General features: G+C 72.2%; 30 protein-coding genes and 2 tRNA genes. 5 read left to right on the top strand and 27 right to left on the bottom strand.

Annotated elements, in window-relative coordinates:
* Positions 1–432 precede the first annotated feature (432 nt).
* From E8D34_RS04735 to E8D34_RS04675, 13 genes are all read right to left on the bottom strand, one after another.
* Positions 433–864 carry a PIN domain-containing protein gene (locus E8D34_RS04735; protein WP_136593457.1) on the bottom strand — a complete coding sequence of 144 codons (432 nt, stop codon included), beginning with the start codon at positions 862–864 and terminating at the stop codon, positions 433–435.
* On the bottom strand, positions 861–1,082 hold the full coding sequence (locus tag E8D34_RS04730) for a hypothetical protein (RefSeq protein WP_136593456.1): 222 nt from the start codon (positions 1,080–1,082) through the stop codon (positions 861–863). The genes E8D34_RS04735 and E8D34_RS04730 overlap by 4 nt, the downstream gene beginning before the upstream one ends.
* Positions 1,079–1,669, bottom strand: coding sequence for a helix-turn-helix transcriptional regulator (locus E8D34_RS04725; protein ID WP_136593455.1), 591 nt, complete (start codon positions 1,667–1,669; stop codon positions 1,079–1,081). Before E8D34_RS04725 ends, E8D34_RS04730 begins: the two co-directional genes overlap by 4 nt.
* Positions 1,670–1,741: 72 nt before the next feature.
* Complete coding sequence (locus E8D34_RS04720) at positions 1,742–1,960, bottom strand: hypothetical protein (RefSeq protein ID WP_136593454.1); 219 nt, start codon at positions 1,958–1,960, stop codon at positions 1,742–1,744.
* Between the two features lie 476 nt (positions 1,961–2,436).
* On the bottom strand, positions 2,437–3,723 hold the full coding sequence (locus E8D34_RS04715) for a tyrosine-type recombinase/integrase (RefSeq protein WP_136593453.1): 1,287 nt from the start codon (positions 3,721–3,723) through the stop codon (positions 2,437–2,439).
* Positions 3,720–4,010 (bottom strand): helix-turn-helix domain-containing protein, encoded by a 291-nt coding sequence (locus E8D34_RS04710; RefSeq protein ID WP_136593452.1) that lies wholly within the window; start codon positions 4,008–4,010, stop codon positions 3,720–3,722. Before E8D34_RS04710 ends, E8D34_RS04715 begins: the two co-directional genes overlap by 4 nt.
* Positions 4,011–4,199: 189 nt before the next feature.
* Positions 4,200–4,275: transfer RNA gene (locus tag E8D34_RS04705), tRNA-Ala, on the bottom strand.
* A 56-nt stretch (positions 4,276–4,331) separates the two neighbouring features.
* The gene (locus E8D34_RS04700; RefSeq protein ID WP_136593451.1) at positions 4,332–5,309 is read right to left on the bottom strand and encodes a hypothetical protein; all 978 of its coding nucleotides are present in this window, start codon (positions 5,307–5,309) and stop codon (positions 4,332–4,334) included.
* Positions 5,310–5,391: 82 nt separating this feature from the next.
* Positions 5,392–6,036, bottom strand: coding sequence for a GNAT family protein (locus tag E8D34_RS04695; protein WP_136593450.1), 645 nt, complete (start codon positions 6,034–6,036; stop codon positions 5,392–5,394).
* Between the two features lie 32 nt (positions 6,037–6,068).
* On the bottom strand, positions 6,069–6,587 hold the full coding sequence (locus tag E8D34_RS04690; protein ID WP_240771108.1) for a molybdenum cofactor synthesis domain-containing protein: 519 nt from the start codon (positions 6,585–6,587) through the stop codon (positions 6,069–6,071).
* A complete protein-coding gene (gene moaC, locus E8D34_RS04685) occupies positions 6,580–7,056 on the bottom strand; it encodes a cyclic pyranopterin monophosphate synthase MoaC (protein WP_136593449.1) in 477 nt (158 codons plus the stop codon). The genes E8D34_RS04690 and moaC overlap by 8 nt, the downstream gene beginning before the upstream one ends.
* A 20-nt stretch (positions 7,057–7,076) precedes the next feature.
* Positions 7,077–8,360 carry a gephyrin-like molybdotransferase Glp gene (gene glp / locus E8D34_RS04680; protein ID WP_136593448.1) on the bottom strand — a complete coding sequence of 428 codons (1,284 nt, stop codon included), beginning with the start codon at positions 8,358–8,360 and terminating at the stop codon, positions 7,077–7,079.
* Positions 8,357–9,742 (bottom strand): UTP--glucose-1-phosphate uridylyltransferase, encoded by a 1,386-nt coding sequence (locus E8D34_RS04675; protein WP_136593447.1) that lies wholly within the window; start codon positions 9,740–9,742, stop codon positions 8,357–8,359. The genes glp and E8D34_RS04675 overlap by 4 nt, the downstream gene beginning before the upstream one ends.
* Positions 9,743–9,782: 40 nt before the next feature.
* Between E8D34_RS04675 and E8D34_RS04670 the strand changes: the two genes are divergently transcribed.
* The 4 genes from E8D34_RS04670 (at position 9,783) to E8D34_RS04655 (ending at position 12,058) form a co-directional block, all read left to right on the top strand.
* A complete protein-coding gene (locus E8D34_RS04670; protein ID WP_136593446.1) occupies positions 9,783–10,430 on the top strand; it encodes a 5-formyltetrahydrofolate cyclo-ligase in 648 nt (215 codons plus the stop codon).
* A gap of 126 nt (positions 10,431–10,556) precedes the next feature.
* The gene (locus E8D34_RS04665; RefSeq protein ID WP_136593445.1) at positions 10,557–10,901 is read left to right on the top strand and encodes an FmdB family zinc ribbon protein; all 345 of its coding nucleotides are present in this window, start codon (positions 10,557–10,559) and stop codon (positions 10,899–10,901) included.
* Positions 10,902–10,980: 79 nt separating this feature from the next.
* Positions 10,981–11,643 (top strand): SAF domain-containing protein, encoded by a 663-nt coding sequence (locus tag E8D34_RS04660; RefSeq protein ID WP_136593444.1) that lies wholly within the window; start codon positions 10,981–10,983, stop codon positions 11,641–11,643.
* A 58-nt stretch (positions 11,644–11,701) separates the two neighbouring features.
* Positions 11,702–12,058, top strand: coding sequence for an MscL family protein (locus E8D34_RS04655; protein ID WP_136593443.1), 357 nt, complete (start codon positions 11,702–11,704; stop codon positions 12,056–12,058).
* 21 nt (positions 12,059–12,079) lie between these two features.
* Here the strand turns inward: E8D34_RS04655 and E8D34_RS04650 are convergent, their stop codons facing one another.
* Positions 12,080–12,274, bottom strand: a complete 195-nt coding sequence (locus E8D34_RS04650) for a hypothetical protein (RefSeq protein WP_136593442.1) — start codon at positions 12,272–12,274, stop codon at positions 12,080–12,082.
* A 27-nt stretch (positions 12,275–12,301) separates the two neighbouring features.
* Positions 12,302–13,597 carry an LCP family protein gene (locus E8D34_RS04645; protein WP_136593441.1) on the bottom strand — a complete coding sequence of 432 codons (1,296 nt, stop codon included), beginning with the start codon at positions 13,595–13,597 and terminating at the stop codon, positions 12,302–12,304.
* Positions 13,598–13,790: 193 nt separating this feature from the next.
* On the opposite strand from E8D34_RS04645, the gene E8D34_RS04640 reads away from it, so the two are divergent.
* Positions 13,791–13,866 (top strand) — tRNA-Arg (locus E8D34_RS04640).
* Between the two features lie 27 nt (positions 13,867–13,893).
* Here the strand turns inward: E8D34_RS04640 and E8D34_RS04635 are convergent.
* From E8D34_RS04635 to E8D34_RS04580, 12 genes are all read right to left on the bottom strand, one after another.
* The gene (locus E8D34_RS04635; protein ID WP_240771107.1) at positions 13,894–14,556 is read right to left on the bottom strand and encodes a TrkA family potassium uptake protein; all 663 of its coding nucleotides are present in this window, start codon (positions 14,554–14,556) and stop codon (positions 13,894–13,896) included.
* Positions 14,557–14,560: 4 nt separating this feature from the next.
* Positions 14,561–15,928 carry a potassium transporter TrkG gene (locus E8D34_RS04630; protein ID WP_240771106.1) on the bottom strand — a complete coding sequence of 456 codons (1,368 nt, stop codon included), beginning with the start codon at positions 15,926–15,928 and terminating at the stop codon, positions 14,561–14,563.
* A 77-nt stretch (positions 15,929–16,005) separates the two neighbouring features.
* A complete protein-coding gene (locus E8D34_RS04625; RefSeq protein ID WP_136593440.1) occupies positions 16,006–16,773 on the bottom strand; it encodes a 4'-phosphopantetheinyl transferase superfamily protein in 768 nt (255 codons plus the stop codon).
* A 79-nt stretch (positions 16,774–16,852) separates the two neighbouring features.
* Positions 16,853–18,568, bottom strand: coding sequence for a hypothetical protein (locus E8D34_RS04620; RefSeq protein WP_136593439.1), 1,716 nt, complete (start codon positions 18,566–18,568; stop codon positions 16,853–16,855).
* Between the two features lie 166 nt (positions 18,569–18,734).
* The gene (locus E8D34_RS04615; protein ID WP_136593438.1) at positions 18,735–20,447 is read right to left on the bottom strand and encodes a hypothetical protein; all 1,713 of its coding nucleotides are present in this window, start codon (positions 20,445–20,447) and stop codon (positions 18,735–18,737) included.
* A 216-nt stretch (positions 20,448–20,663) separates the two neighbouring features.
* On the bottom strand, positions 20,664–21,134 hold the full coding sequence (locus E8D34_RS04610) for a carboxymuconolactone decarboxylase family protein (protein ID WP_240771105.1): 471 nt from the start codon (positions 21,132–21,134) through the stop codon (positions 20,664–20,666).
* 29 nt (positions 21,135–21,163) lie between these two features.
* On the bottom strand, positions 21,164–21,913 hold the full coding sequence (locus E8D34_RS04605) for an SDR family oxidoreductase (protein WP_136593437.1): 750 nt from the start codon (positions 21,911–21,913) through the stop codon (positions 21,164–21,166).
* Between the two features lie 141 nt (positions 21,914–22,054).
* Entirely contained in the window at positions 22,055–23,521 is a 1,467-nt protein-coding gene (locus E8D34_RS04600) for an aldehyde dehydrogenase (protein ID WP_136593436.1), read from the bottom strand.
* Complete coding sequence (locus tag E8D34_RS04595) at positions 23,518–24,195, bottom strand: nuclear transport factor 2 family protein (RefSeq protein WP_206056556.1); 678 nt, start codon at positions 24,193–24,195, stop codon at positions 23,518–23,520. Before E8D34_RS04595 ends, E8D34_RS04600 begins: the two co-directional genes overlap by 4 nt.
* An 8-nt stretch (positions 24,196–24,203) precedes the next feature.
* Positions 24,204–24,407: a ferredoxin gene (locus tag E8D34_RS04590; RefSeq protein ID WP_136593435.1), complete on the bottom strand. Its 204-nt coding sequence runs from the start codon at positions 24,405–24,407 to the stop codon at positions 24,204–24,206.
* Entirely contained in the window at positions 24,407–25,843 is a 1,437-nt protein-coding gene (locus tag E8D34_RS04585; protein ID WP_136593434.1) for a cytochrome P450, read from the bottom strand. Before E8D34_RS04585 ends, E8D34_RS04590 begins: the two co-directional genes overlap by 1 nt.
* Positions 25,840–26,637: an SDR family oxidoreductase gene (locus tag E8D34_RS04580; RefSeq protein WP_136593433.1), complete on the bottom strand. Its 798-nt coding sequence runs from the start codon at positions 26,635–26,637 to the stop codon at positions 25,840–25,842. The genes E8D34_RS04585 and E8D34_RS04580 overlap by 4 nt, the downstream gene beginning before the upstream one ends.
* Positions 26,638–26,652: the final 15 nt, after the last annotated feature.

Raw genomic sequence — 26,652 nt, 5'->3', positions numbered from 1 at the left:
CAGCCGATTCAGGCAGCCAATGGGTGGATCGGATGACGGGAATCGAATCCGCATGCTGAGCTTGAGGAGTGTGAGAGCACAGCGGGCGACGCCTTCAGGAGGTCGGCGTAGCCAACGTCCTGATCGTCTGGAGCAGAGCCCAGCAGACACGGCTCAGGGGTGCGGTGCCGCTGGTGGGCCGCGCGGCGAATCGATGCGGACTGTCATGCCGATGAGCGCATAGGGAACACCCGAGGATGGGGGCGACCCGGTGAGCACCGTGCCGCCCGGAACCGCTCGATTCGTCAACCCCGCGTCAGCGGCCGACGGGCAGTTTCCCCTGTACTAGCACGCTCATTCCGCGATCCGTGTCGTCCCAGTAGCCGATCGGCTTACGGTCACGCACTGTGGCGCTCGGCACGCCAGGCCCCGCTCGCCTCGGGGCGCTGACTGTCAGCCGGCGATGGCTGGCAACAGCACGAACGACTCCACGTGTCGCGGACGAACCACGCGGAAGTGTCGATGATCAAGCGTGGCGATCTCCTCCACGCCCAACCGCTCGGCAAGTGCGATCACCGACGCGTCGGTGGTGCCCAGCGGGAGGTCGTCGTACCGCGACACCAGTTCGGCAATGCGAGCGACGTCAGGCTGGGTGAGGTTGACGAGTTCGAAGCCGCCGGCCGCCACGGACTCGAGGAAGGCGGCCTCGGCGAAGGCCCCGACCTTAGCCTCGAGCATGTATCCGACTTCGGCGAGAACTGTTGGCGGTAGGAGGAGGCGCCGGCCAGCGAGTCGAAGCCCGGTGAACAGCTCGACGCAGGCATGATGGTCGGCGTCCCTGCGGTCGGCCGCGGCAAAGATCGGGCCCGTGTCGCAGATGATCACGAGCGTCCGGCGCCGAATCCCTCAGCAAGGATCTCGTCGACGCGCCGCGCGTTGTCGGTGCGGCCATCCTTGGACTCGCCGATGCCGAAGAACCTCGGCGGCCATTCCGCCTCCGGAGTCTTCGAGGTCAGCCGGCGCACGTCCGCGAGTACGACCTCGACCTGATCGTCGGGCAGGCCCTCGATCAGGTGGATCAACTCGTCGCGGTTCGCGGTCACGGGAGCAGTCTAGGGGCCTCGGCGGCAGCGGGCACGGACGAACGACCGTCGTCCCCATGAGCCCGGAACGAGGCGAGGGCGCGCTCCCGCTGCTCGGGGCTGAGGACGCCAGCGAACGGTGAGTTCTGCCGCAGGTCCTCGGCCTCCTCGCTCGAACCGGTGAGGCTCTCGACGATGGCCTCAACGCCGTCGTCGAGGATCTCGCTCCACCGGTCCAGCGCCTCCTGGATCGGCGGGCGGCCGGCGTGGACGTCGCGCCAACGCTCGATGTTGCCCCGCGCGATGGCGATGACCCGGTCCGGGTCGAGCATCAGCTCGCCGACCACCACCCGGTTCAGCCAGCGCGAGCGCTCCTTCTCCCGACGCGGCTCCCCCGCGGCCGTCGAGCGGAGCTCGAGGTGCAGCTCTGCGCCGAGCCCGTCGAGGATCCGCTGGAGGGTGGCGACGCTGGGCTGGGTCTCACCGGACTCGATGCGCGAGAGCATCGACTGCGGGATTCCGCAGGACCGCGCGGCCGCGCGCTGACTCAGGCCGAGGCGGTTGCGCCGCTCTCGCACCAGGTCACCCACGGTCGTCCTCCTGCCCATGCGACCATGATATGCAATCAGGCATCGCACTGCATCTGGCTTTGCCAAGGCTTCGCCCGAGCCGGCCACCGGTCACCATCGGGCACCTCGCTTGCCGCGGATCGCCTCATTGAGCGCCGCGAGCGCCCTGACCGCCGGTTGCCACCGATTGTCGTGGGAGAGCATGTCCGCCCGCGCCAGTGCGGCGAGCGCGGTCAGCACGTTGGCGGCAGCGCGGGGCGAGTTGATCACCCGATGCACGCACTCGCCGATGTCGTGGCCCTGGTCGACCACGCGCTCGACGACCTTCACCTGGACGGCACCGGGTCGCTTAGCGCGTCGGTCCTCGTACGCCGCCTGCCGGCAGGCGGGCGTGCAGTAGACGCGCGGGCGGCCGGTCGCTGCCGCCGTGGGCAGCGGGCCGCCGCAGCGTTGGCAGACCTCGATCGGGGCTCTGGTGCGTGCGGTTCTCACGCCGATCAGGTGCGCGGCAGACCCCGTGTTGCGTCACCGACGAAACGACCGCCCCGCGATCTGCCAGTCGTGTGGCGTTGTCGTGGTGGTTGGTCGTGTCGTCGTGGCTGGGGCGGGTGGGCTGGTCGCTGCCTGGTCGTCCGGGTGCGTGGAGGTCTTGATGGCGTTGCCCTGGGACTGGACCTGATGTGTCGAGTCGTTGCGGATTCCAGTTCTCGCAGGTCGTCGCGGTGGGGGCGATTCGCCACCACCGCGAGGTCGACCTGAAATGGGCGTGAATCGCCATCGCCGCAGGTCGCTCTGGTCCCGTTGAATCACCGGGACCGTGGACTGTCGTCGGCGTCGTCCTCGTCGTCGACCGCGTCGAGCACCGCCGACTCCCCCGCCGGCGGCCGCATCGCCAGCAACGCGGCGTCGGGCGCGACCGGACGCAGGGTGCGCTCGAGGTGGGCGGCGGGCGTGGTGTCGATGGTGCGGTCGCGCTCGATGTAGTGGCCCTCGGTGATCACGGTGGAGGTGTGGCCGAGGAAGGTGGCCGCGGCGTCGGTACCCATGCCGCGGGCGATCACGGTGGCGCCGGTGCGGCGGTACCAGCGCAGGCTGATCCCCGAGTCGGCCAGGCCGGCGAGGCCGAGGAACTCCCGGAACGTGCGGCGCACGTTGTGCGGGCTGAGCGGACCGCCGGTGCGGTTGGCGAAGATCGTCCGCTCCTGCTCCCCCGGCCCGAGCGGCGCGAGCCGGCGGCGCAGCACCTCGGCGGCGAACTCGGGCACCGGGATCCGGCGGATCGACGCGTCGGTCTTGGGCCGGCCCTGGCGGTGGGCGCCGGCGCCCTTGCCCTGGACGACGGTGCCGGTGACTGCGGCGACCATCCCGCCGGGTCCGTCGGTGAGGTCGCAGGGCCGCAGCGCCAGCACCTCGCCGGGGCGCATCGCGGTGCCGAGGAGCACCTCGATGATGTCGCGGACCTGGCCGTCGGGCTTGGGGCCCGGCAGGCCGGGCTCGGTGCGCCAGCGGGCGGCGGCGTCGCGGATGGCGGCGATCTGGGCGAGGGTGAGCGCCCGCGGGGTGGCCTTGGACTGGCGCAGCTGCGAGGTGCCCTCGACCGGGTTGCGGCCGATCGCGTCGTGGCGCAGGGCGTAGCCGAACAACATGTTGAGCAGCGTCCGCGACTGGCGTGCGGTGGACGGCGAGACCTTGGTCAGTCGGGTCAGGAACCACTCGACGCGGCCGGTGGTCACCTCGGCGAGCGTGTAGTGCTCGAACGCGGGTCGGACGTGCAGCCGCAGCGTGGATCGGTAGCCCTCCTTGGTGTTGTCGGCGAGGTCCCTGAGCTCGAGGTCGGCCAGCCAGAGGTCGGCCAGGACCGGGAACGGGGACGTGGGCCGCAGGACGCCGCCGCTGGGCAGCTGCGGGCGCTCGCGGATCCGTTCCAACAGGCGGGTGCGAGCGGCAGCCGCGGTCGCGCCGGTGGCGCGGACCTGGCGCAACCGGCCGTCGAGGTCGCGAACCCGGGCCTCGGCCACCACCCGATCCCCGGTACGACGGGTGTTGATGGTCCCGTGGATCCCGATCGGCGTCCGGGGCCTGCCGCCGCTCATCGCGGTTCCCGTGGGTGCCGGGCGTCATCGTCGGCCTCGAGCCGACTCAGCCACGCCTCGACCTCACAGAGCCGGAACCGGAGCTCGCGGCCGACCCGGAAGCCGCGCGGGCCGCGGCCCTGGCTGCGCAGGTCGTACAGCGTCTGGATCGGGACCCCGAGCCGGGCGGCGAGCTGGGAGGTGGTGAGGACCGGGTCGAGCGCCGGCGCCTCGACGTGAGCGACGGGTTCGGCGGGCGCAGCGGCGGGCGTGCGGTCGGCGTACGGGTTCAGGTTGAAGAGCTGCATGCCGCACAGGTGCGCCAGCGTCGCCGAGGCGCGGCGAGATACCCCAGGGGTACCACCAGAACGGGCCCGAAAACGACGAAGACCGCCCGTAGGCGGCCTTCTGTGCACCGAGTAAGTGCTGAGTTTCTGCTGAGTCGCCATGCGCTTCCCCTGTTCCCAGGATCCGCGCATGGCCACTGCCAGCGGGTTTGGTGGAGCTGAGGGGATTCGAACCCCTGACCTTCTCATTGCGAACGAGACGCGCTACCAACTGCGCCACAGCCCCTTGAGCGAGAGGAACGTTAGCACCCGCCCGCTGCCCCCACCGAATCGGGAGGGGGGTCAGGACCCCATCGCGCGGCGCTCGGTCTCGGCCTCGCCGCCGGTCGCGCGGGGGGCCCGGGAGGCGCGGTCCTGCGCCTCGGCCTCGCGGGCCAGCAGGGAGTCCTCCTCCTTGCGGCCCGAGGTCCACACGCCGGTGGAGTCGAGGTCGATGGTGCGCACGGTGCGGCCGACGGTGGCCTTGCCGACGTAGGTGGGCAGCGTCATCGGGACCGGCTGCCAGGTGCCCTCCGGGGCGGCGTCGGCCTCGGCGACGACGGCGATCTCGCCGGTCGGGTCGCGCTCGACCTCGGCGGCGGCCTCCGGCTCCTCCCCGACGCGCTCGGCGTCGAGCGCCGCGGCGAGGGCGGCCCCGCGGGTGGCGGGGTGGATGGCGCGCGTGCGGCGGATGGCCCGCTCCCGGCGCACCATCACGCGGCAGAGCACCAGCCAGGCGACCACCACCACGGACGGCGCGGCGACCCACGGCCAGGCGACGACCTCGGCGACGGCCAGGCCGATCACGATGGCGACCGCGGTGAGCAGTACGGCGAGCACGCGGCGACGGCGCCGGGCGGCGCGGCGGGCAGCCGCGCGCTGCGGTGCGGTGCGGACGGCCTTGGCCAGCTCGGCCGCGGCCACCTTGAGCTCGACCTCGACGCGCTCGACCTCGAGCTCCGCCTCGATCAGCTCGACCTCGGCGGGCGCCACCTGCTCGGCGACCTCCTCGGCCACCCGCTCCACGACCTCCTCGGCCACGGCCTCCAGGTCCGTCGTACCGGCCTCGTCGACGTCGGACGAGCCGGCATCGGGCCTGCCCGGCGCGACCAGCGCGGTCGCTCGGGCGGAGACGGCGTCGCGCCGGGCCAGGACCCGGACGCGGTCGGAGACCTGGTCGACCGTGCGGCTGGCGTCGTCCTCCTCGTGGTGGCGCAGTGCTTTCGGTACCAGGTAGACGGCCCAGGCCACCGCGACGGCGACGAAGATCAGTGCGCTCACACGGAGAGGTTAGGTTCGGTAGCGCAGAACTGAACGCATGTCTACGGGCGTGTCACAGATTGAGTGTTGTGACTCGTGAGGTTTAACCCTCGGACGACGCCGAGACGTCCCCTCCGGCGGACTCGAGCCGGGCGAGCACGCCGGTCGGGACCTCCTCCTTGGTGATCGCGAAGATCCGGTGGTCGCGCCACTCGCCGTCGATGTGCAGGAACCGCGGCGCGTAGCCCACCTCCCGGATCCCCAGCTTCTCCACGACCCGCAGCGAGTTGCTGTTCTCGGGCCGGATGCAGACCTCGATCCGATGCAGGCCGACCGTGGTGAAGCAGTGGTCGATCGCCATCGCCACCGCGCGAGGCATCACCCCGCGCCCCGCGAACCGCTGGTCGATCCAGTACCCGACGGAGGCGAACTGGGCCGATCCGCGGACGATGTTGTTCACGCTGACCTGGCCGGCGAACGAGCCGTCCACCTCGATCACGAACGGCAGGCTGGTGCCGCGCTTGGCCGAGACGCGCAGCCGGCGCACCAGCCCCCGGAACGACGTCGGCCGGGCGTCCCCGCCGGGCGGCACCGTCGCGTCCCACGGCGTCAGCCAGGCGGCGTTGCGCTGCCGCGCCGACCGCCACGCGGTCGCGTCCGAGGCCCGGATCGGGCGCAGCGTCACCACCGGATCGGTGCCGGACGTGAGCCGGTTCGGCCAGGCCTGCCCCGGCACCTGGGTGGTCATCCGGCCGACTCCCCCGGACCGGGCCCACCCGTTCAGTGGTCGCTCCCGACGATCTGCTCGGCGGCGTGCACCAGCACCGGCGCGAGCACCGCGAGCGCGTCCTTGACCCCACCGCGGGAGCCGGGGAGGTTCACCACCAGGCACTGACCGGCGACGCCGGCCACGCCCCGGGACAGGGCGGCGGTCGACACCCCCTTGGCGACCCCGGCCGCACGGATCGCCTCGGCCAGGCCGGGCACCTCACGGTCCAGCAGCGGTCGGGTCACCTCCGGCGTACGGTCGGTCGGGGTGAGCCCGGTGCCGCCGGTGGTCAGCACCACCCGGGCGCCCGCGGCCACCTCCGCGGCGATCGCCGCACCGACCGCCTCACCGTCCGGTCGTACGACGGGAGGCCCGACCTCGAACCCGAGGTCGGCGAGCGCGGCGACGATGAGCGGGCCGGTCGTGTCCTCGTAGACGCCGGCCGCCGCTCGGTTGGAGGCCACCACCACGCCGGCGCGCAGCGCCCCGGCGGTCACGGGACGGGCGGCAGGGGCGGCAGGCTCAGCCACGGGACCAGTCCCCGGACTTGCCCCCGGTCTTGGTCTCCACGCGCACGTCGGTGATGGTCGCGGCCTTGTCGACGGCCTTGACCATGTCGACGACGGTCAGCGCGGCGACGGTGACCGCGGTCAGCGCCTCCATCTCGACCCCGGTGCGGTCGGTGGTGCGCACCCGGGCGCTGATCTCGACGGCGTCGTCGGCGACGGTCAGGTCGACCTGTGCGCCGGAGATCGCCAACGGGTGGCACAGCGGCACCAGGTCGGGGGTCCGCTTCGCGCCCATGATCCCGGCGATCCGGGCCACCCCGAGCGCGTCGCCCTTGGGCACGCCCTCGCCCCGCAGCAGCGCCACCACCTCGGGGGTGACCAGGACCCGCCCGCTGGCGGTGGCGGTCCGCGCCGTCACGTCCTTCTCGGAGACGTCGACCATCCGGGCGGCACCGGTGGCGTCCACGTGGGTCAACCGCTGCTCGGTCATGGCCTCAGCTCCGTCCTTGGCTACCTCGCCCGCGCTCGCGCACTGCCGGCTCCGGCCGGGGCGATCGCCCCGATCTTCGCACCCGCGGGCAGGTCCTCGCTGCCGGGTGGCACCACCAGGATCAGGTCGGCCGCGGCCACCAGTCGCTGGGAGTGGCCCGCGTGGCCCGGCAGCACCTCGGCACGGCCGTCGCCGTCGTACCGCCCCGGGAGCAGGAGCGTCCGGTCCCGCGAGCGCCGCACCGGCGCGGCCACCTCGACCTGAACCTCCACCGTCGCCGCGCCACCGGCGAGCAGCCCGAGCACCGGTCGCACGAAGCACTGGAACGCCAGGTAGGTGGCGGCCGGCGTGCCCGGCAGCGCGATCACCGGGACGCGGCGACCACCGTCGCCGGTGTCGACGACCAGCGCGCCCGCTCCTTGAGGGCGGCCCGGCCTCACCGCGACCGGGCCGAACCAGAAGCCGTCCCGCCCGGCCAGCGCCGCCTTGACCACGTCCCGGTCGCCGGCGGAGATGCCGCCGGTGGTGATCAGCAGGTCGACGTCGCGGACCGCCTGGTCCAGGCGCACCAGGAAGTCCCCGGGGTCGTCGCCGGCGGGGCCCACGGCGTGGGCCTGCGCGCCCAGCGCGCGGAGCTCGGCGACCAGGGTCACCGCGGTGCTGTCGTGGACCGCGCCGGCGGCCAGGTGGTCGGGGTCGGCGCCGGCCCCGACCAGCTCGGTCCCGGTGGTCAGCACCGCCACCCGGGGCGCCGGGTGGACCAGGACCGATCCGGTGCCGGTGGCGGCGATGAGGCCCGCGGTCCGCGGATCGAGCACCGCGCCCGCCGCAGCGACCAGCACCCCGGCCGCGACGTCCTCGCCGGCCCGGCGGATGTTGGCGCCGACCGGCACGGGGCGGTCGACCCGCACGGTGGGGACGCCGGCCGTCCCCGAGGCGTCCTGCGTCCACTCGAACGGGACCACGGCATCCGCGGCGGTCGGCATCGGCGCACCGGTCATGATCCGGATCGCGGTGCCCGCTGCGAGGAACTCCGGACCGGGCAGCCCGGCTCCGCTGGTGCCCACCACCGGCAGGCCAGCATCCGTTCCGGCCCCTGCCCCGAGGTCCGCGGCGCGCACCGCGAAGCCGTCCATCGCGGCGTGGTCGAAGCGGGGCAGCGCGACCCGGGCGTGCACGGGCTCGGCCAGCACACGGCCGACCGCGTCGGCCACGGGCAGCGCGACGGGCGTCAGCGGCGCCAGGTCACGGCAGAGCGCGGCCCGGTGCTCGTCGACGGACCGGATCCGCCCCGGGTCACTCACCCCTGCGAGCCGCCGAGCACCTCGCCGGCCGGCACCCGCTGGGCGCCCTTGCCACTCAGCTCGACGTCGCCCATCACCTGGACGCCGTGACCGAAGGTGTAGTCACCCTGGATGCGGAACGACGACGCCTTCTGCAGGGACGGCGCACCCTCGGGGAAGCGCTGGTCGAAGTCGCCGACCAGCTTGTAGTAGCCGGAGTCGAGATCGATGAACGGCACGTCCGACGCCACCTGGGTGAGCGCGAAGTCCGCCCCGATCTCGTAGACGTCCGAGCGCAGCACCAGCAGGTCGTTGGTGGTCTTCACCGGGATGAAGCGGTCGCGCCCCACCTCGATCAGGCGAGCGCCGTCGAAGACCTCGATCGCCGCGCCCATCGCGGTCTCGATCTGGACCACCTCGGGAGTCGAGGGGTCGGTGGGGTCGAGGTGCTTGACGTTGCGGATCAGCGGCAGGCCGAGGATCCCGTCGCGCTGGTCGAGCGTCGCCTTCATGGCGTGCAGGTCGAACCAGAGGTTGTTGGTCGAGGTGAACTGGTGCCGGTCCAGGTCGGCCAGCGCCGCCTGGTCCTCGGGCAGGGTCTGCGCGGTCTCGCGGAGCACGATCCGGCCGTCGGCCTTGCGGCGGGCGAAGTGGCCGCCCTTGCGGTCGCTGGCGGTACGCCGGACCGCCTCGATCGCGAACGGCGCGCCGCTCTGCGCGAACCAGCCGGCGACCCGGGCGTCCGGGACGGCGCCGAGGTTGTCGGAGTTGGAGACGAAGACGTAGCGGTACCCCTGCTCGATCAGCAGGTCCAGGGTGCCCGACCCGCGCAGCGCGGTGTAGATGTCACCGTGGCCCGGCGGGCACCACTCCAGGTCCGGATCCGCCGGATAGCTGGCCGGGGTCAGCCCCTTGAGCAGCAGCTTGGGCTCCTTGTTCTGCAGGAACTCCAGCGGCAGCCCGGGGACCTCCAGGTCCTCGTAGCGCGCGAGCGCGTGCAGGGTGTCGGAGGAGGTGCGGAAGGAGTTCATCAGCAGCAGCGGCAGCCGTGCGCCGTACTCCTTGCGCAGGCCGAGCACCTGGCGGGCGATGATGTCGAGGAAGGAGAGCCCACGACGCACGCAGAGCAGCGACTTGGCCCGGTCCATGCCCATCGAGGTACCCAGGCCGCCGTTGAGCTTGATCACGACGGTCTTCTGGATCGCGGCGGCGGCGACGTCATCCGGCACCTCGACGTCGGCGAGCCGCTCCATGTCGATCGGCTCGATGCTCGACTCGGGGATCATCCCCGTCTCGCCGTGTTCGAGCAGCCGGTAGTAGTGCGCGAAGGTCTCGATGGCGATCTCCTCAACCCCGGCGTCCCTCATCTTCGCCCGGGCCTGGTCCAAACCTGCGCTACCCATACCTCGATCGTAGGCTCGAAAGGTGCCGAGGCCACATTCGATGCCAGAACCGACGGATCAATCTGACCCGACCTCCCCAATTCAGGGGCCGGCACCCGAGGTCGCCGAGCGGCTGCGGGCGGCGAAGTCGGCGCTGCGCGCCGCGATCCTCGACCGACGGCGGGCGGCTCCCACCCAGCGGGACGGGGCGGCCATCGCCGACGCCGCCCTGGCCTCACCCGCGGTCCGCGACGCGGCCGCCATCGCCTGCTACGTCGCGACCGCGGGCGAGCCCGACACCGGTCCGCTGCTGGACCGCCTGCGGGCCGCCGGGTGCCGGGTGCTGCTCCCGGTGCTGCTGCCCGACAACGACCTCGACTGGGGCGTCTACGAGGGCGCCGACGCCCTGCGGCCCGGACGGTTCGAGCTGCTCGAGCCCGCCGGTCCGCGGCTCGGACCGGACGCGATCGCGGCCGTGGACGCGGTGCTGGTGCCGGGCCTGGCGGTCTCCGCGGACGGCCACCGCCTCGGCCGCGGCGGCGGCTCCTACGACCGGGCGCTGACCCGGCTCCCCGCGGGCGCCTTCACGGCGGTGGTGCTGCGCCGCGACGAGGTCGGCCTGGACGTCCCGGTGGAGCCGCACGACCGGCCGGTGCGGGCCGCGATCACGCCGGACGGCGTGCGGCTGTTCCCGACCGCCGACCGCTGACCGGGCCGACCGGAGTCCACGGAGGGGCCGTCGTTGTGCCCTCCCTGGGGTCGGTGCCCTAGGATTGGCAGTCGAAAGTCGCGAGTGCTAACTCCTCCGCCTGATCGTTCTCCCCGGGAGTCGTCCATGCCCACCTACCAGTACCGCTGCTCCGAGTGCGGCCACTTCTTCGAGCAGGTCCAGAGCTTCTCCGACGACGCGCTCACCGAGTGCCCCGAGTGCCAGGGCCTGCTGCGCAAGGTGTTCAACGCGGTCGGCGTGGTGTTCAAGGGATCCGGCTTCTACAAGACCGACAGCCGCAGCGGCGCCAACACCAGCGCCAGCACCTCCGCGGCCGCCTCCTCCAGCACCTCGGGCTCCTCCGGCAGCGACTCGTCCAGCACCGCGGGCTCGTCCTCGAGCTCCTCGTCCAGCTCGTCCGGCTCGTCCGGCTCCTCCACGGGCACCGCCGCGGCCAGCCCGGCGTCCTGACCCTCCCGGGGGCCCGGCCCCCTGTGGACGGGACGTCGCAGCCCTTCGGGTGACGGCGACGGCGACCTAGCGTCGCGCCATGCCTCCGCAGATCGCCCCGTCCACCCCGCTGCGCCGGGTCGCCGACGCCGCGCACGCCGTCCGGCGGTCGGTACGTCGCCGGCGGCGCCCGCTGGCCGCGCTCTGCGCCGCGCTCGCGGTCGCCGCGCTGCTCGGCGCGCTGCGGCCGCCGACCCCGGCGACCGAGCGGGTGCCGGTCGCGGCCCGCGACCTGCCCGCCGGCACCACGCTGGCGCCCGGGGACCTGACCACCGCACTGCTGCCGCCGGACGCGGTGCCGCGCGGCACCCTGCCCGACCCGACCGGCGCGGTGCTCGCGGCGCCGCTGCGCCAGGGCGAGCCGGTCACGGACGCACGGGTCGTCGGACCGGGGCTGGGCGCGGGCGAGAGCGACCGGGTCGTCGTACCGCTGCGGCTCTCGGACGGCGACCAGGCGGTCCTGCTGTCGGCCGGCGACCGGATCGACGTGCTCGCCACCGACCCCGCCGACGGCGGCACGGAGCTGGTCGCGGCGGACGTCACGGTCCTCGCGGTGCCCCCGGCCGCGGCGTCCGGCGGGTCGACCACGGCCGGCGTGCTGGGCGGGCGCCTGGTGGTGGTCGCGGTCCCCGCGTCGGCGGTCACCGGGGTGACCGCGGCGGGGGTGCTGTCCTTCGTGACATACGCGTGGAGCGCTCGTTAGGTTCTTCGGCACGCGGCGCCCGCCGTTTCCGTCCTCTCACCCCGGGGAGAACACCCAGATGAGTGGTTTCAAGAACTTCCTGCTCCGCGGCAACCTCGTCGAGATCGCGGTCGGCCTGATCATGGCCGCCTCGTTCGGCGCGGTCGTCACCGCCTTCACCGACATGCTGATGGGCTTCATCGGCAAGATCGGCGGCCAGCCCAACTTCAACAACGTCACCGTCGCGGACGTCAACGTCGGCATCTTCATCACCGCCGTCGTCTCGTTCGTGATCCTGGCGGCGGTCGTCTACTTCCTGATCGTCACGCCCTACGTGCACGCCAAGGAGAGGTTCTTCCCCGAGGAGTCCGACCCCGAGGCACCGTCGGAGGTCGCCCTGCTCACCGAGATCCGGGACGCGCTGGTCAACCGCTGAGCCGCTGCTCCCCGCGGTCGCTCACTGACCGTGGTGGGGCGGCACCTGCGACTTGAGCCACCGCTCGGAGGCCGTCTCGCCCTTCGCCGTGCCCGAGGCGCCGCGCTCCCCCTCGTCGCGCTCGTCGCGGGTGGTGTCGGGCAGCGCGTCGCCGAAGATCTCGGCGAGGCGGCGCTTGCGCTGCCACTCCGTCTCGCCGCCCCGATCGGTGCCCATGCCGTCGACCCTACGCGCCGAGGTGGCTCAGGTGCACAGCCCGGCCGCGGCCCGCGCCTCGTCGGAGAGGCCGCCCTCGGCCTTGTTGCCGGTGCCGCCGCCCGGCCGGCCGGACGCGCTGGGCGAGCTGCCTGCGCTGGCCGTCGGCGAGCCGCTGTCGGTCGGGGTCGCGTCGGCGCTGGGGCCGGCGGTCTCCGAGGCCGTGGCGGAGGAGCCCTCCGGGTCGTCGGCCGCGCTGATCGACTGGTCGACGAACTCCCGGGTGAGCGGCTTGTCGTTGATCACCAGCTGCCAGAGCTTGTCGACCTCGGGGGTCCACTCGACCCGGCCCGGCTGGGCCGTGGAGTAGACCCACGGGGTGGTGACGAACTTGACGTTGGACGGGCCGATCCCGGCGAAGCTGCCGGCCAGGTCGACCAGCTCACCGAGGCTGTCGAAGTCGGTCTGGATGGAGTCGGTCAGGGCGTTCATGAACGAGACCATCCGGTCCGGGCGGGCCAGGGTCCCGCCGGAGAGCACCTTGTTCATCATCGCCGCCATGAAGGCCTGCTGGCGCTTGATCCGCTCCGGGTCGGTGCCGCTGCCGATGTGGCGCACCCGCACGTAGCTGAGCGCCTCGTCGCCCTTGATCTCCCGCGTGCCGGCCTTGAGCACGATGCCGTGCTCCTCGTCGTTGATGTCCTCGGGGATGCAGACCTCGACGCCGTCCAGGGCGTTGACCATGTCCTTGAAGCCGCCGAAGTCGATCACCACGTAGTCGTCGACCCGCACCCCGGAGACCTGCTCGAGCTGCTGCACGGTGCAGGCCGGCCCGCCGACGGCGTACGCCTCGTTCCACATCACGCTGGTCGCGGCCGGGATGGAGGTGCCGTCCTCGCGGTAGCACTCGGGGCGGTCGACGAGCGTGTCGCGCGGGATCGAGATCCCGTAGGCGAAGGACCGGTCGGCCGAGAGGTGGACCAGGATCGTGGTGTCGGAGAGGCCGCCGCCGGATTCGCCGTCGATCTTGTTGCCCGCACCCTCGCGGGTGTCGGAGCCCATCACCAGGATGTTCAGCGGCTCCTGCGGGCCCTCCACCTCGACCTTGTCGGGGCGGTTCTTCAGCTGGCCCGCGATCTCCTTGTGCTCGATGTTGGAGTTCCAGTGGTTGTAGATCACCGCCACCGAGACGCCGGTGGTCAGCGCCAGCGTGAGCAGCGTGGCGGTGATGACCTTCGCCACCGTGTGCCCGGGCACCACCCGGCGCCGCTTGCCGCGGCGCGCGGACCGGCCGACCCTGCGCACGCTCCCGTCGCCGGGAGGCGGCGTGTTCTGCTCGGTCATCGTTCACCTGGTCGTGCGGGCCCGCGGGCGTGGTCTGCGCGGCTGCGGGGCCAGCTGCGTCGGCGCGACGCGCCAGGATTACGGTACGGCGTCCGGACAAGGCCCCGGTCAAGCGCCCCCCTCGCCGCCCGACGCGCCCATCCTCCCCCACCGCTTCGTCGTCCGTGGAGCCGACCTGAGAAGATGCAGCCGAGCCCCCGTAGCTCAGTGGATAGAGCAGCCGCCTCCTAAGCGAAAGGTCGTAGGTTCGACTCCTACCGGGGGCACCACCGCGACCCCGGCCGTGCCGGGACCGTTCACTCCAGCGCGCTGAACGCCTCGACCCGCTCCCGGGGCCCCGAGACGATGATCTCGTCGCCGGGCCGCAGCACCGTCTCGCCGGTGGCGTAGGTGAACTCCTGGCCGCGCGCCTTCACGCCGACCACGGTCACGCCGTACGACGCCCGCACGCCGAAGCCGGCGAGGCTGCGGCCATGGAGGAACCGGGGCGCCGTGGTGCGCACGAACGCGTAGCCGTCGTCGAACTCGATGTAGTCCATCATCCGGCCGAGCACGAGGTGCGCCACCCGGCGCCCCATGTCGTGCTCGGGGCGGACCACGTGGTGCACGCCGATCTGGCTGAGGATCCGGGCATGGGCCTTGCTGATCGCCTTCGCCCAGACGTCGGGGACGCCCAGCCCCAGCACCACCGAGGCGGCGAGGATGCTCGCCTCGAGGTCGGTGCCGACGCCGATCACGACCCGGTCGAACTCGCCGACCGAGAGCTGGCGCATCGCCTCCTCGTCGGTGGCGTCGGCCTCCACCACGTGCGTGACGCGGCCCGCCAGCGCCTGCACCAGGCGCGGGTCGGAGTCGATCGCGAGGACCTCGGTGCCGTTCTGCATCAGCTCCAGCGCCAGCGAGCGGCCGAACCGCCCGAGGCCGATCACCACGACGGCGTCGTCGCGCTTCCTGCCCAATGACCTAGCCAATGATCGGACGTCCTTCCGGGAGTCGGTGCAGCCTGCGGCGGTCGCGGAGCGCGAGCGCGGAGACCAGGGTGACCGGGCCGAGCCGGCCCACGAACATGAGGACCACCAGCACCAGCTGCGCCGGGGTGGACAGCTGGGCGGTGATCCCGGTGGAGAGCCCGACGGTGGCGAACGCCGAGACGGCCTCGAAGAGCACGTCGCGGGTGCCGAGGTCGGAGAGCTCGAGCAGCGCGAGGGTCGCCATCGCCACGGCACCGACGGCCAGCAGGGCCACGCTGAGCGCCTGGCGGATCGCGCGGTCGTCGACCCGGCGGTCGAACGCCTCCACGTTCTGCTCGCCCCGCACCTCGGCGTAGATGACGAAGAAGAGCAGCACGAAGGTGGTCACCTTGATCCCGCCCGCGGTGCCGGCGGAGCCGCCGCCGATGAACATCAGGATCTCGGTGACCAGCAGCGTGGCGTCGCGTGCGCCGCCGTAGTCGATGCTGTTGAAGCCCGCGGTGCGGGGCATCACCGAGTGGAAGAACCCGGCCAGCACCCGACCGGGCGGGTCCAGGGAGCCCAGCGTCGCCGGGTTGGACCACTCGTTCGCGGTCACGAAGACCATGCCGGCCACCAGCAGCAGCGCACTGGCCGAGAGCGTCATCCGGGTGTGCATGCTCCAGGACCGGGGGCGGTGGTAGCGCCGGGCCAGCTCCACCCAGACCGGGAAGCCGAGGCCGCCGGCGATCACCGCGAACGCGATCGGCAGGCAGATCCAGGGGTCGGTGACGAAGCGGACCAGGCTGTCGCTGTACAGCGCGAACCCCGCGTTGTTGAACGCCGAGACCGCGTGGAAGACCCCGTGGTAGGTCGCCCGCCCCCAGGGCTCGTCGTACCCGAGCGCGAACCGGAGGGTCAGGGCGAGCGCCGTGACCGCCTCGAACACGACGCTGATGGCGATGACGCCGCGGAGCACCCGGCGCACCTCGCCCAGACCGGTCGCCTTGGTCTCGGTGGCCGCGGTCATCCGCGAGCGCAGGCCCAGTCGGCGGAAGATCAGCATCCCGAGCAGCGAGGCGAACGTCATGATGCCGAACCCGCCGACCTGGATCAGCCCGAGGATCACGCCCTCCCCGAAGCCGGACCAGTAGCTCGGGGTGTCGACCACGGTCAGCCCGGTGACGCACACGGCGCTGGTCGCGGTGAAGAGCGCGGTGGTCAGTCCGGCCGATCCGGTCGGCCCGGCCTTCGCTATCGGGAGCGCCAGCAGCAGGGTGCCGACCAGGACCGCGGCGGCGAACGCCAGCACGACCGCCTGGGCGGGGTGCCTCAGCTCCAGCCGCAGCAGGTGGCCGAGCGACGACCGGGCCGATCTCACGCACCGAGGCTAGTGCAGGTCAGGCCGGGTCTCGTCAGGGGCAGGTCTCGTCAGGGGCAGGTCTCGTCAGGGGCAGGTCACGACAGGTCGCGGGTCGCGACGGCCGCGCCGTACCCGCGCGGGACCCGTACGTCCTGGATCCGCCAGCCCTCGAGCAGCCGCACGGGCGCGCTGTCGGTGCCGAGGTAGTCGAGGTGCGGGTCGCGGCCCAAGCCGATCCCGACGCCCTTGAGGTAGGCCTCGGTGCGGGTCCAGGCACGGGTGAACCGGGCGACGGCCTCGTCGGGGTCCTCGGCCTTCTCCACCTCGGCCGCCTCGTCCGGGTGCAGCACGCCGGTCAGGCCGCTGAGGCCCCCGGCCGCCGGGTAGTGCTCGACGTCGACGCCGACCGGGCCGTGGGCGACGGCCAGCAGCACCATCCCCGGGGTGTGGGCCAGGGAGAACTCGACGCCGGCGTCCGCCGCGTCCTCCACCCGGGGCCGGCCGTGGGGCTCGCCGCAGCGCGGGCAGTCGTGGCGGTCCCAGACGACGTCACCGGGGTCGCGGTCGAGCACCGCGCCGACGATCCGGCGGGCCATCCCGTGGGCGATCTCGTAGGAGTGGCGCAGCTCGGCGCGGACGAAGGAGGAGGCCTGCGCACGCTCGGCGTCATCGAACCAACGGCGCGCCTGGTCCAGGTCCCCGGCGTCGACGGCGTCGGTGGCCAGCGCCCAGATCCGCAGCCCCCGACCGGCCTCCGCGGCGGCCACGGAGGCGTCCGGTACGTCGAGCAGCCCGTCGAGCTGGATCGGCTCGAGCGGCGCCGGGACCGGGCCGTCGATGGGCGGGAGCACTGCGTCAGGCATGGGCTCCACCCTGCCGCATCGTGACGTGCGCCACGTCGGCGGGGCGAAGATCGGTGGCCCCGAGGCCGCCGGGCTCGGCTCAGCCGACGAGCCGCGGGGTGCCGCAGTCCACGGTCGGGACCAGCCGCACGCTGCCGCCGCCGAACGTCGCGCCCATGGCGTTCAGGAGCGGCTGCAGGAGCCACTGGTCGATGCCGGAGGACAGCGCGTTGTAGACCTTGGTGATCGACTGGCCGACGAAGTCGGCGTAGGCGCTGCCGTAGATGCTGGAGATGTTCGACTGGTAGCCCATCGTCGGGAAGCCGAGGCCCTCGGGCTTGATCGAGATCTCGGGCGTGTAGTCGTTGCCCTTGATGTCGATGTAGGTGCTGAGCGTGGTGCGGTTGACCGCGCCGGTGGGGAACAGGTGGATCGTCCCCGTGGCGAGGGTGAAGAGGTTGCCGTAGAACTTGAAGTCCTTGGAGCCGGGGACGTCGGGGCTCTTCCCGATGTAGATGTCGATGTCGAACAGGCTGCTGTCCACGTCGAGGTAGACGCGCTTGGTGCCGTCGGGGAGGCAGGTCACGTTCTTGGTGACCACCTTCAGGTTGGCGGTGTCCACGGTGATCGAGATCGGCGCGGACAGGTAGTACCAGACGCCGAGGTACCAGAACGGGATGGTGGGCAGGGTCCCGGAGAGCAGGAACGTCATCTGCGAGCTGTTGGCGTTGCCGCTGCAGCTGATCACGGGCTTCTGGGCGATCGAGAGCTTCGTGGTGATGCCCATCGACTGGGGCCCGTCGGGCAGCGTCGGTGAGAGTCCGGACAGGTCGCTGTAGGCCAGCGAGTCGGTGCCGGTCGCCGAGACCAGCGCGGCCGAGACCAGGTCGGCGATGTTGATCGGCATGGTCAGCGCGGCGGTCTTGTCGACGCCGAAGTCGATCACGTCACCGAGCCGGACCCCGCCGGTCACCTTGGCCGGGTCGATCCCCGAGCGAAGGTTCGTCATCAGCGCCACCTGCGCGGCGGTGCCGTGGGCCTGCACGACCGAGGTGGCCGCCTGCAGGAAGACGTCGAGCGTGACGGTGGTGCTGGACAGCGCGGTGCCGCTCATGCCGGCGAGGTCCTGCGCGACGAGCGCGTCGAGTGCGTCCACGACGTCCCCGATCGGCGGGTTGAGGTCGAGCATCCCGGTCTCGGTGTCGAAGAACATGACGATGACGTCCTCGCCGGCGGGGGTCTTCATCAGCCCACCGAGCGCCTGGCCGAGCCAGGAGTTGCTGATGTTCCACTCCTTGACGTAGGAGCGGACGCGGACGCAGGCGCGCTTGGTGCTGGCGGCGATCCCGACCCGACGAGACTGTCCCTCGGCGACGCCGGTGATCCCGGAGAACGCGAACCCGACGTCGGCGCGGCCGGCGACCTTGATCGCGGTCGGCGTCTCGGTCGCGCCGGCGACCCGGTACTCGTTGGTGGTGGGGTCCTTGAGGACGAAGGTCCAGGAGAGCTCCGAGGGGGGCACCGCGCCGCCGACCATGTCCTTGTTCCGGTTGACGCTGGCGACCTTCTCGGCGTCGATCGCCGCGATCGCGGAGGCCGAGTAGCTGTTCGTGGCGCCGCCGGTCAGGCTGCGGGAGAGGTCCATGGCGACGATGTCGACCAGGCCCTGCAGGTCGGAGCGCAGGGCGCGCTGGGTACCGAGGTCGACAGTCATCGCCGCCGCGAGCAGCAGCACGCTGAGCAGGATGGCCACCATCACCGCCACGGCACCGCGCTCGTCCGCGCGGCGTCGTCGAATACGCAGTCGCCGAAGCATGTTCCCCCCGTTGCGGCGCGGCCCCGAACCCGCTCCGCCCAGTCCGGCCCCAGCCGCGACCGCCGTCGGCCGCCGGCCCCCACGAGGCCTCGTCGGATGCAGGCTAACGGAGCCCGGCCAGGCACATCACCAAAACTGGTGATGCTTTACCGGCATTCGCCGCGCGCTAGCCGATCAGCCGCGGTACGCCGCAGTCCACCCCGGGAGCGACCTGGACCGTGCCGCCGGCAGCGGACACTCCGAACGCCGCCATCAGCGGCGCCATCAGCCAGGTGTCGATCGACGCGACGAGCGGGTTGACGAGCCCGTCGAGGATCAGGTTGACGGTGGTCTGGAGGAGGTCGGTGACGTTCAGGATCCTCAGCAGCGTGCTGAGCGGCCCCAGGCCCCCGAGCAGGGCGAGGTCGTTGAACGCCAGGCCGACCGCCGGCAGGCCGACGCCGCGGGGCGCGATGTCGAGGACCGCCGAGTAGTCGTCGCGAGGGACGTCGAAGTCGTGCAGGACGACGGGGCGGTTCGCCACGGCACCGCTGGTCAGCGCGATCGTGCCGGAGATGACCTCGACCCCGTCCCACCGCGGGAGGCCGACGTCGAGGAGCGCGACCCGCATCTTCGGCGACGACGGCTCGCCGGCGCGCTGCCCGAGCCTGATGTCGATGCCGACCATCGCGCTCGTCACCGCCGTACTGACCCGGACGGCACCGGAGGGCAGGCAGGCGACGTCGCGGACGCTCGCCCGGGCGTCGCCGAGGGTGAGCCGCACGGTGATCGGGGTCCGCACCCGGATCAGTCCGCCGAGGTCGAGGTTCACGATGTCGCCGCGCAGCTCGATGACCCGCTGCGAGCTGCTGGCCGTCCCGTCACAGCTCAGCACCGGCCGCTGTCCGACGGTGAGCCGCGCCGTCATGTCGACGAGCCGACCGCCGCCGGCCCCGATCGGCAGCGGCAGCGTCACACCGCTCGGGAGGTCGATCACCCGGTTGCCGTTGGCCACGACCAGGGCACCGGTGAGCAGGTCGAAGACGTTCACGGTGACGTCGACCGCGGCCTCCGCGGCGGTGTCCAGCTCGAACAGCTCACCCAGCGTGATGTCGACGTGGGGCAGGTTCAGCTGGATCCCACCCCAGAGCTGACGGAGCAGGTCGAGCTCCGAGGTCAGCCCGGACTCGCGCTCGAGGACGTGCTGGGTGGCCAGCACCAGGTTGCCGACGCTGATCTGGGTGCCCAGGATCTCGTCGAACGACATCGCGTCCACGTCCACGGCGAGCAGCGGCCCGATCGCGTCGATCAGCTCGAACAACGAGATGTCCACCCCCACCAACCCGTTGTCGGGGTCGAGGAACGACGTGCCGACCTCCGTGCCGAGCAGGCCGCCGAGGACCGGGTCCAGCACCCAGGACTCCCCCGACCGGAACTCCTCGACGTACGAGCCGACCAGCAGGCAGGCGCGCCGAGTGGTCGACGCCACCGCGGACCGGACCGCGCCGGCGGCGTCCACCCCCGTGAACCCGTCGAACGCGAGGTCGATGCTCGCGGCGGCGGTGACCTGCACCCCCGTCGGGACCTCCGCCGACGCCGCGGTCCGGTAGCGGCCGGTGACCCGATCGCGGACCACGAAGCTCCAGTCCACGTCGGCCCGGTTCACGGCCCCGCCGGCGACCGCCCGGTTGCGGGCCACGCTCGCCGCGACCGCACCGTCCAACGCCGCCAGGTCCGAGGGCAGGTAGGACACGACCGGACCGCCCGTCAGCTCGCGGGAGAGGTCGAGCGCGACCGCGTCCACGAGAGCCTGCAGGTCGGAGCGGAGCACCCGCTGCACGCCGAGGTCGACCGTCAGCGCCGTCGCGACCATGATCACGCTCATCAGGAGCGCGGTCATCACCGCGATCGACCCGCGCTCACCACGCCCTCGGGCAGCACTCGTCCGCAAACCTGTTCCCCCCAGAACCGCGCCCCGAGCGCGCGCTGCGTCTGCGGTCCCGACGGCTGACCTCCCTCAGGTCGGCCTCCCCGGGACCCTCCGATCGGGGGACGGTAGCCAGGTTGAACTGTTTCAGACAGGTAAACCGTCGAATTCGTCCACCCGAACGCCCGCTCAGGCCTCCCGCTCAGACTCCCGCTCGGCCTCCCGCTCGGCCTCCCGCTCGGCCTCCCGCTCGGCCTCCCGCTCGGCCTCCCGCTCGGCCTTCGCCCGGGCCCGGGCGGCCTTGGCGATGGCGTCCTCGACGACCGAGTTCATGCGGGAGCCGTTGGGCCACCCGTCGTAGTGGCAGGCGAGGATCACCAGCTCGCGCAGCGCCTGCTCGTCCAGCTCCTCGTTGGCCAGCGCCGCGGGCACCTGGATGCCCAGGACGTCGTCGGCGCGCTGGCCGACCAGCATCCCGATCAGGAACAGCCGGCGGTCCCGGGTCGAGAGGCCGGGGCGCTGCCAGATGTCGCCGAAGAGGTGCTCGGCGGTGTAGCGGAAGAAGTCGCCCTCGCCGTCGGTCATCTCGAACCCGTAGACCTCCTCCATCTTCTCCAGCCCGCGACGGCGGGACTCGGGGAGGTCGTCGAACTTGCCCACCTGATGATCCTTCGTCTCTCGTCGCCGACTCAGAGCCGGAAGGTCTGGCCGCCGTCGACCGCCAGGATCTGGCCGGTCACCCAGGAGGCGTCGTCGGACAGCAGGAACAGGCAGGCGCCGACCATGTCGTCGACCGATCCCATCCGCTTGAGCGCCAGCTGGTTCCTGACGATGTCCATCGCGGCGTCGCCGGCCTGGACCTTGGTCGCCTCGGTGGCGGTGGGGCCCGGCGCGATCGCGTTGACGCGGATCCGCTGGCCGCCGAGCTCGTGGGCGAGCTGCTGGGTGAGGCTGTTGATCCCGGCCTTGGCCAGGCCGTAGAAGCCCGAGTACAGGTACGCCGCGGTGCTGGACTGGTTGACGATCGCTCCCCCGCCGCGCTTCGCGATCTCTGGGTAGACCGCGCGCGTCATCACCAGCGCCCCGTCCAGGTTCACCGACATGAACTTCCGGTAGTAGTCCCAGTCGACGGCGATCAGCAGGTTGAACTCCATCGCCCCGTAGATCGCGGCGTTGTTGACCAGGTGGTCGATGCCGCCGAGCTCCTCGACGGTCCGCTCGACAAGCGCCCCGGCCGACTCGGCGGAGGAGACGTCGCAGGCCACGAAGATCGCCCGGCCGCCGCCCTCGTTGATGCTCGCGGCGACCTTCGCGCCCGCCTCCTCGTTGAGGTCGGCCACGACGACGCTGGCACCCTCGGCGGCCAGCGCCCGGGCGTAGGCCTCGCCGATGCCCTGGGCGGCGCCGGTGACCACGACGACCTTGTTCTCGAAACGCATGGTGCTCCTTGTGGATGCTCGGTTGTGGTGCTTGACGCGTTGTCGGAATCACCGGTGAACCGGTGAAACTTGCGCGCTTGGGGGGTTGCAACCCCCCAGACGCGCAGGGATCACCGGTTCACCGGTGATCCCCGCACCGGCTCACGCAGGCTCGGCGATCGTCTTCGTCTCCAGGTACTCCTCGAACCCGGCCACCCCCATCTCGCGGCCGATGCCCGACTGCTTGTAGCCGCCGAACGGCGCGTCCGGGCTGAACCAGACCCCGCCGTTGACCGCGAGCGTCCCGGTGCGGATCCGGGCCGCGACCGCCCTGGCCCGCTCCAGCGAGCCCGAGTCGACCGAGCCGGAGAGCCCGTACGGCGACTCGTTGGCGATCCGCACCGCGTCGTCGTCGCCGTCGTGCGGGATCACCACCAGCACCGGTCCGAAGATCTCCTCCTGGGCCAGGCGCGAGGTGTTGTCCAGCCCCGCGACGACGGTGGGCTGCACCCAGTTGCCGGGCCGGTCGACGACCGCGCCGCCGGTGGCGAAGCTGCCGCCCTCGGCCAGCGCCACGTCGAAGTACGCCGCCACCCGCTCGCGCTGCACGGCGGAGATCACGGGCCCGCAGATCGCGCCGGGGTCGGCCGGGTCCTTGATCCCGATCGACTCCATGGTCGCGGCGGCGACCTGCACCGCCTCGTCGTACTTCTCGCGGGGCACGATCAGCCGGGTGGTGATCGCGCAGCCCTGGCCGGCGTGGATGCAGGCCGCGAAGGCGGTGCCGCCGGCCACCGCGGCCACGTCGGCGTCGTCGAGCGCGATCGCCGCGGACTTGCCGCCGAGCTCGAGGAAGACCTTCTTCAGGGTCGGTGCCGCGGCCGCCATGATCGCCTTGCCGACGGCCGTGGAGCCGGTGAAGGAGACCATGTCGACGCGCGGGTCGGTGGTCAGCATCGCCGCCACGTCGTTCGAGCGCGGGGTGACCACGTTGAAGACCCCCGCCGGCATGTCGGTGTGCTCGGCGACCAGGCGGCCGAGCTCCGCGGCGACCCACGGGGTGTCCGGGGCCGGCTTGAGCACCACGGTGCAGCCGGCGGCCAACGCCGGGCCGATCTTGGCCAGGTTGATCTGGGTGGGCACGTTCCACGGGGTGATCGCGCCGACCACGCCGACCGGCTCGCGTCGCACCGTGCGCCGCGAGGGGATCCCCATCGGCGAGGCGACGCCGAGGTCGGACTCGAACTCGTAGCCCTCGGCGAGGTCGGTGACCCACTTCAGCCCGTCGACCGGCACGTCGAAGCCGGCCGCGGTCATCATGAAGCTCGGCATCCCCACCTCGGCCGTGGTCAGCGCACGGAAGGCGTCGGCCTCGTCGAGCAGCGCCTGGTGGAGCTGGCGCAGGCAGCGCACCCGCAGCTCGCGGTCGGTCGACCAGTCGGTCTCGTCGAAGGCCTTCCGGGCGGCCGCGATCGCGGCGTCCATGTCGGCGGCGGTGCCGTCGGGGGCCCGACCGATCTCGGTGCCGTCGGCCGGGTTGAGGATCGGGTACGACGCGCCGTCGGAGGCGCCGACGAGCTTGCCGCCGATCAGCTGCTGCGCAGCGGGGAGGGCGTCGAACGCGGTCATGCCCCGGCCCCCTCGACCTCGGCGGACGGGGCGGGTGCCGGGGCCTGGGTGACGTAGTCGCCCCGCTCGACCGGCGGCGGCCAGACCGTGGAGGGGAGGTCCGCGTGGTGGTAGTGACCGGGCACCCCGTGCCCGGCGACCGACATCCGCTTCAGCAGGGTGTCCGGCGCCTTGCCGGCCTTGATGATCTCCACGAAGGTGTGCGCGGTCGACGGCATGTCGAACCAGTCGCGCTGCCAGTCGATCTTGATCGTGCCGGCGTCGGCACCCTCGGTGACCCGCTTGAGCCCGAACCAGGAGCCGCCGATGCCGAGGATCTCGTACTCCTTGCCGGCGTCGTCGAGGATCCCCGAGCGCTGCTTCCAGAAGCCGAGCACCATCGACTTCTGCTCGTCGATCATCGTGCAGACGTAGTCGTAGTGCCAGCCGTCCAGGCCGTCCATCTCGATGCCGATCGCCCAGTCGCGGATCTGGTCCCTCCCGACGGCCATGAAGTGCTCGTCGGGGGCGTACATCCAGCCGTACGTCGCGTCCTCGGCGTACCACTCCGCCATCGGCCGCCAGTCGCCGGTGGCCTCGACGTCGCGGTTGACCTGGAGCCAGGTGGCCCAGAACTCCTCGATCTCGGCGCGGCTCAACGGCTGGCTCGACGGCGGGGCCTGCTGCTCACTCATGGAACTCCTCAATCCTCTTCGATCGACAGGGCGAAGGCGGGGCAGTACTTGACGGCCTGGGTGACGTCGGCGCGGAGCGACTCGTCGGGGTGCTCGTCGAGGACGACGACCACGTCGGCGGCCTCGTCGAAGCCGAAGACGTCGGGCGCCTCGCCCTGGCACAGCTGGTGCCCCTGGCAGATGCCGGTGTCGGCGACCACGCGGAAACCCATCACTCGCCTCCGGTGGTTGAGGTGCGAGCGGAGCGGGCCCCGAGACCCCGCCGCCGGTACCGGACCTTGGCGGGCCGGGCCAGCTGGATGACCATCTTCGAGCAGTCGTCCTGGTAGGACTCCAGCGGCTGGGAGGCCTCGAAGGTGAAGTCGCGCAGGACGACGGAGAAGATCGCCTTCATCTGCATCATCGCGAAGGCGTTGCCGACGCAGCGGTGCTTGCCGGCTCCGAACGGGATCCAGGTCCACCGGTTCTGCAGGTCCTCCTGGCGCGGGTCGATGTAGCGGCCCGGGTCGAACTCCTCGGCCTGCGGGAAGTCCTCCTCGATCCGGTTCGACACCTTCGGCGAGGCGGCGATCAGGGTGCCGGCCGGGATGGTGTGGCCGAGCAGCTCGAAGTCCTCGCGGACCAGGCGCATCAGGATGATCAGCGGCGGGTGCAGCCGCAGCGTCTCCTTCAGCGCGGCCTCCAGCACCGGGATCGAGCGCAGCGCCTGGAAGGAGACCTCGGGCGCGGTGCCGTCGGCGGCCGGGGCGTACAGCGCGTCGAGCTCGGCGACGACGTCGGCCATCACCTCCGGGTGCCGGAGCAGCTCGATCATCGCCCACGACGCGGTGCCCGAGGAGGTGTGGTGCCCGGCGAACATCATCGAGATGAAGATCCCGGTGATGTAGTCGGCCGACATGTCGATCGAGATCAGCACGTCGAGCAGGTCGCGGTCCTCCTTGGGGACCGGCCCCCGCTCCGTGCGGCGGTCGATGATCGCCTGGACCAGCGAGACGAGCTTCTCCCGGGCGGCGTCGCGGTCCGCGAAGGAGTCGATGTCGGCGTACGGGTCGACGTAGGCGATCGCGTCGGTGCCGCGCTCGAGCTGGTGGTAGGTCTCGGCGAACCGGACGTCGAGCTCCTCGCGGAACGGCTTGCCGATCAGGCACGCGGAGGTGGTGTAGATGGTCAGCTCGGCGAAGAAATCGAGCAGGTCGATCTCGCCCTCGTCGCCCCAGTCGGCCACCATCCGACGGATCTCGGCCTCGATGGTCTGCGCGTGGCCGCGCATCATGTCGCCGCGCAGCGCCTGGTTCTTCAGCATCTGCTGGCGCTCCTCCGGGGAGGCGTCGAAGACGACGCCCTTGCCGAAGATCGGGGTCATGAAGGGGTACGCCGCGGCCTGGTCGAGCACCTCGTCGGGCGCGCGGAAGAAGGCCTCGTTGGCCTCCGCGCCGGTGACCAGGACGACGTCCTTGTCGGCCAGCCGGAACCGGCCGATGTCGCCGCACTCGTCGCGCACCCGCTGGAACAGCGCGATCGGGTCGACGCGCATCTCCGGCAGGTGGCCGGTGCCCCGGATGATCTCCGGGACGGCCGGGTCCTGGTCGTCGAGGGTGAACGAGACCTCGGGGATGGCCGCGAGGCGCTCGGCTGCGGTGGTGCTCATGCCTGCTGCTCCTTCGTCGTGGACGTGTCCACGGGCGCCTCGGGGTTGACGTCGACGGGGCTGATGTGGACCCCGCGCGGGGCGCTGACGACGGTGGTGATCGCGTCGGCGATGGCCCTGGCCTTGAGGAAGTGGGAGTGCCGGGCGTGGCCCCACTTGACCCACTCGTTGAGGACCTTCGCCGCGGCGTCCGGGTCCCAGTCCATGCCCATCTCGCTCCAGGTCGGGCCCGGCCGGACCACCGAGGCCCGGACGCCGGTGCCCTCCAGCTCCATCTGCAGCGAGCCGACCAGGCCCTCGAGGCCGGCCTTGCTGGCGCTGTAGCCGCCCATGAACGGGCGGGCCCGCACGGCGGTGTCGGAGGAGACGAAGACGATGTCGCCGCGGGCGCGCTCGACCATCCCGGGCACGAACGCGCGGATCAGCCGGTGCGGGCCGAGCAGGTTGACGTCGAGCTCGCGGGCCAGCCGGTCGGTGTCGATCTCGGCCAGCGCCCCGGGGCCGAGCAGCCCGGCGTTGGAGACCACCACCTCCACGTCGCCGAGGTCGGCGGCGACCTTGGCGGCGAAGTCGGCGACGCTCCCGTCGTCGGCCACGTCGAGCGGGTGGGCCACCGCCTCACCGCCGGCGGAGCGGATGGTGGCGGCCAGCTCCTCGATCCGGTCCACCCGGCGCGCCCCCAGCGCGACCGGGAAGCCGGCGGCGGCCAGCGCCTGCGCGGTCTCCGCGCCGATCCCCGACGAGGCGCCGGCGATCACCGCCGGGCGGCGCTCGGGGTGGTCGTACCTGCCCATCAGGACTCCTTTGCC

This window comes from Nocardioides sp. GY 10113, assembly GCF_004919105.1.
Lineage (GTDB): Bacteria > Actinomycetota > Actinomycetes > Propionibacteriales > Nocardioidaceae > Nocardioides.
Note: the sequence above shows the minus strand (reverse complement) of the source record. Positions and strands in the feature narration are given on the sequence as shown.

Excerpts from the sequence above, each read along its gene's own strand:
- E8D34_RS04725 (WP_136593455.1), bottom strand. The coding sequence starts at position 1,669 with ATGGGCAGGAGGACGACCGTGGGTGACCTGGTGCGAGAGCGGCGCAAC.
- E8D34_RS04715 (WP_136593453.1), bottom strand. The coding sequence starts at position 3,723 with ATGAGCGGCGGCAGGCCCCGGACGCCGATCGGGATCCACGGGACCATC.
- E8D34_RS04710 (WP_136593452.1), bottom strand. The coding sequence starts at position 4,010 with ATGCAGCTCTTCAACCTGAACCCGTACGCCGACCGCACGCCCGCCGCT.
- E8D34_RS04695 (WP_136593450.1), bottom strand. The coding sequence starts at position 6,036 with ATGACCACCCAGGTGCCGGGGCAGGCCTGGCCGAACCGGCTCACGTCC.
- moaC (WP_136593449.1), bottom strand. The coding sequence starts at position 7,056 with ATGACCGAGCAGCGGTTGACCCACGTGGACGCCACCGGTGCCGCCCGG.
- E8D34_RS04675 (WP_136593447.1), bottom strand. The coding sequence starts at position 9,742 with ATGGGTAGCGCAGGTTTGGACCAGGCCCGGGCGAAGATGAGGGACGCC.
- E8D34_RS04670 (WP_136593446.1), top strand. The coding sequence starts at position 9,783 with ATGCCAGAACCGACGGATCAATCTGACCCGACCTCCCCAATTCAGGGG.
- E8D34_RS04665 (WP_136593445.1), top strand. The coding sequence starts at position 10,557 with ATGCCCACCTACCAGTACCGCTGCTCCGAGTGCGGCCACTTCTTCGAG.
- E8D34_RS04660 (WP_136593444.1), top strand. The coding sequence starts at position 10,981 with ATGCCTCCGCAGATCGCCCCGTCCACCCCGCTGCGCCGGGTCGCCGAC.
- E8D34_RS04655 (WP_136593443.1), top strand. The coding sequence starts at position 11,702 with ATGAGTGGTTTCAAGAACTTCCTGCTCCGCGGCAACCTCGTCGAGATC.
- E8D34_RS04650 (WP_136593442.1), bottom strand. The coding sequence starts at position 12,274 with ATGGGCACCGATCGGGGCGGCGAGACGGAGTGGCAGCGCAAGCGCCGC.
- E8D34_RS04645 (WP_136593441.1), bottom strand. The coding sequence starts at position 13,597 with ATGACCGAGCAGAACACGCCGCCTCCCGGCGACGGGAGCGTGCGCAGG.
- E8D34_RS04625 (WP_136593440.1), bottom strand. The coding sequence starts at position 16,773 with ATGCCTGACGCAGTGCTCCCGCCCATCGACGGCCCGGTCCCGGCGCCG.
- E8D34_RS04620 (WP_136593439.1), bottom strand. The coding sequence starts at position 18,568 with ATGCTTCGGCGACTGCGTATTCGACGACGCCGCGCGGACGAGCGCGGT.
- E8D34_RS04615 (WP_136593438.1), bottom strand. The coding sequence starts at position 20,447 with ATGACCGCGCTCCTGATGAGCGTGATCATGGTCGCGACGGCGCTGACG.
- E8D34_RS04605 (WP_136593437.1), bottom strand. The coding sequence starts at position 21,913 with ATGCGTTTCGAGAACAAGGTCGTCGTGGTCACCGGCGCCGCCCAGGGC.
- E8D34_RS04600 (WP_136593436.1), bottom strand. The coding sequence starts at position 23,521 with ATGACCGCGTTCGACGCCCTCCCCGCTGCGCAGCAGCTGATCGGCGGC.
- E8D34_RS04595 (WP_206056556.1), bottom strand. The coding sequence starts at position 24,195 with ATGAGTGAGCAGCAGGCCCCGCCGTCGAGCCAGCCGTTGAGCCGCGCC.
- E8D34_RS04590 (WP_136593435.1), bottom strand. The coding sequence starts at position 24,407 with ATGGGTTTCCGCGTGGTCGCCGACACCGGCATCTGCCAGGGGCACCAG.
- E8D34_RS04585 (WP_136593434.1), bottom strand. The coding sequence starts at position 25,843 with ATGAGCACCACCGCAGCCGAGCGCCTCGCGGCCATCCCCGAGGTCTCG.
- E8D34_RS04580 (WP_136593433.1), bottom strand. The coding sequence starts at position 26,637 with ATGGGCAGGTACGACCACCCCGAGCGCCGCCCGGCGGTGATCGCCGGC.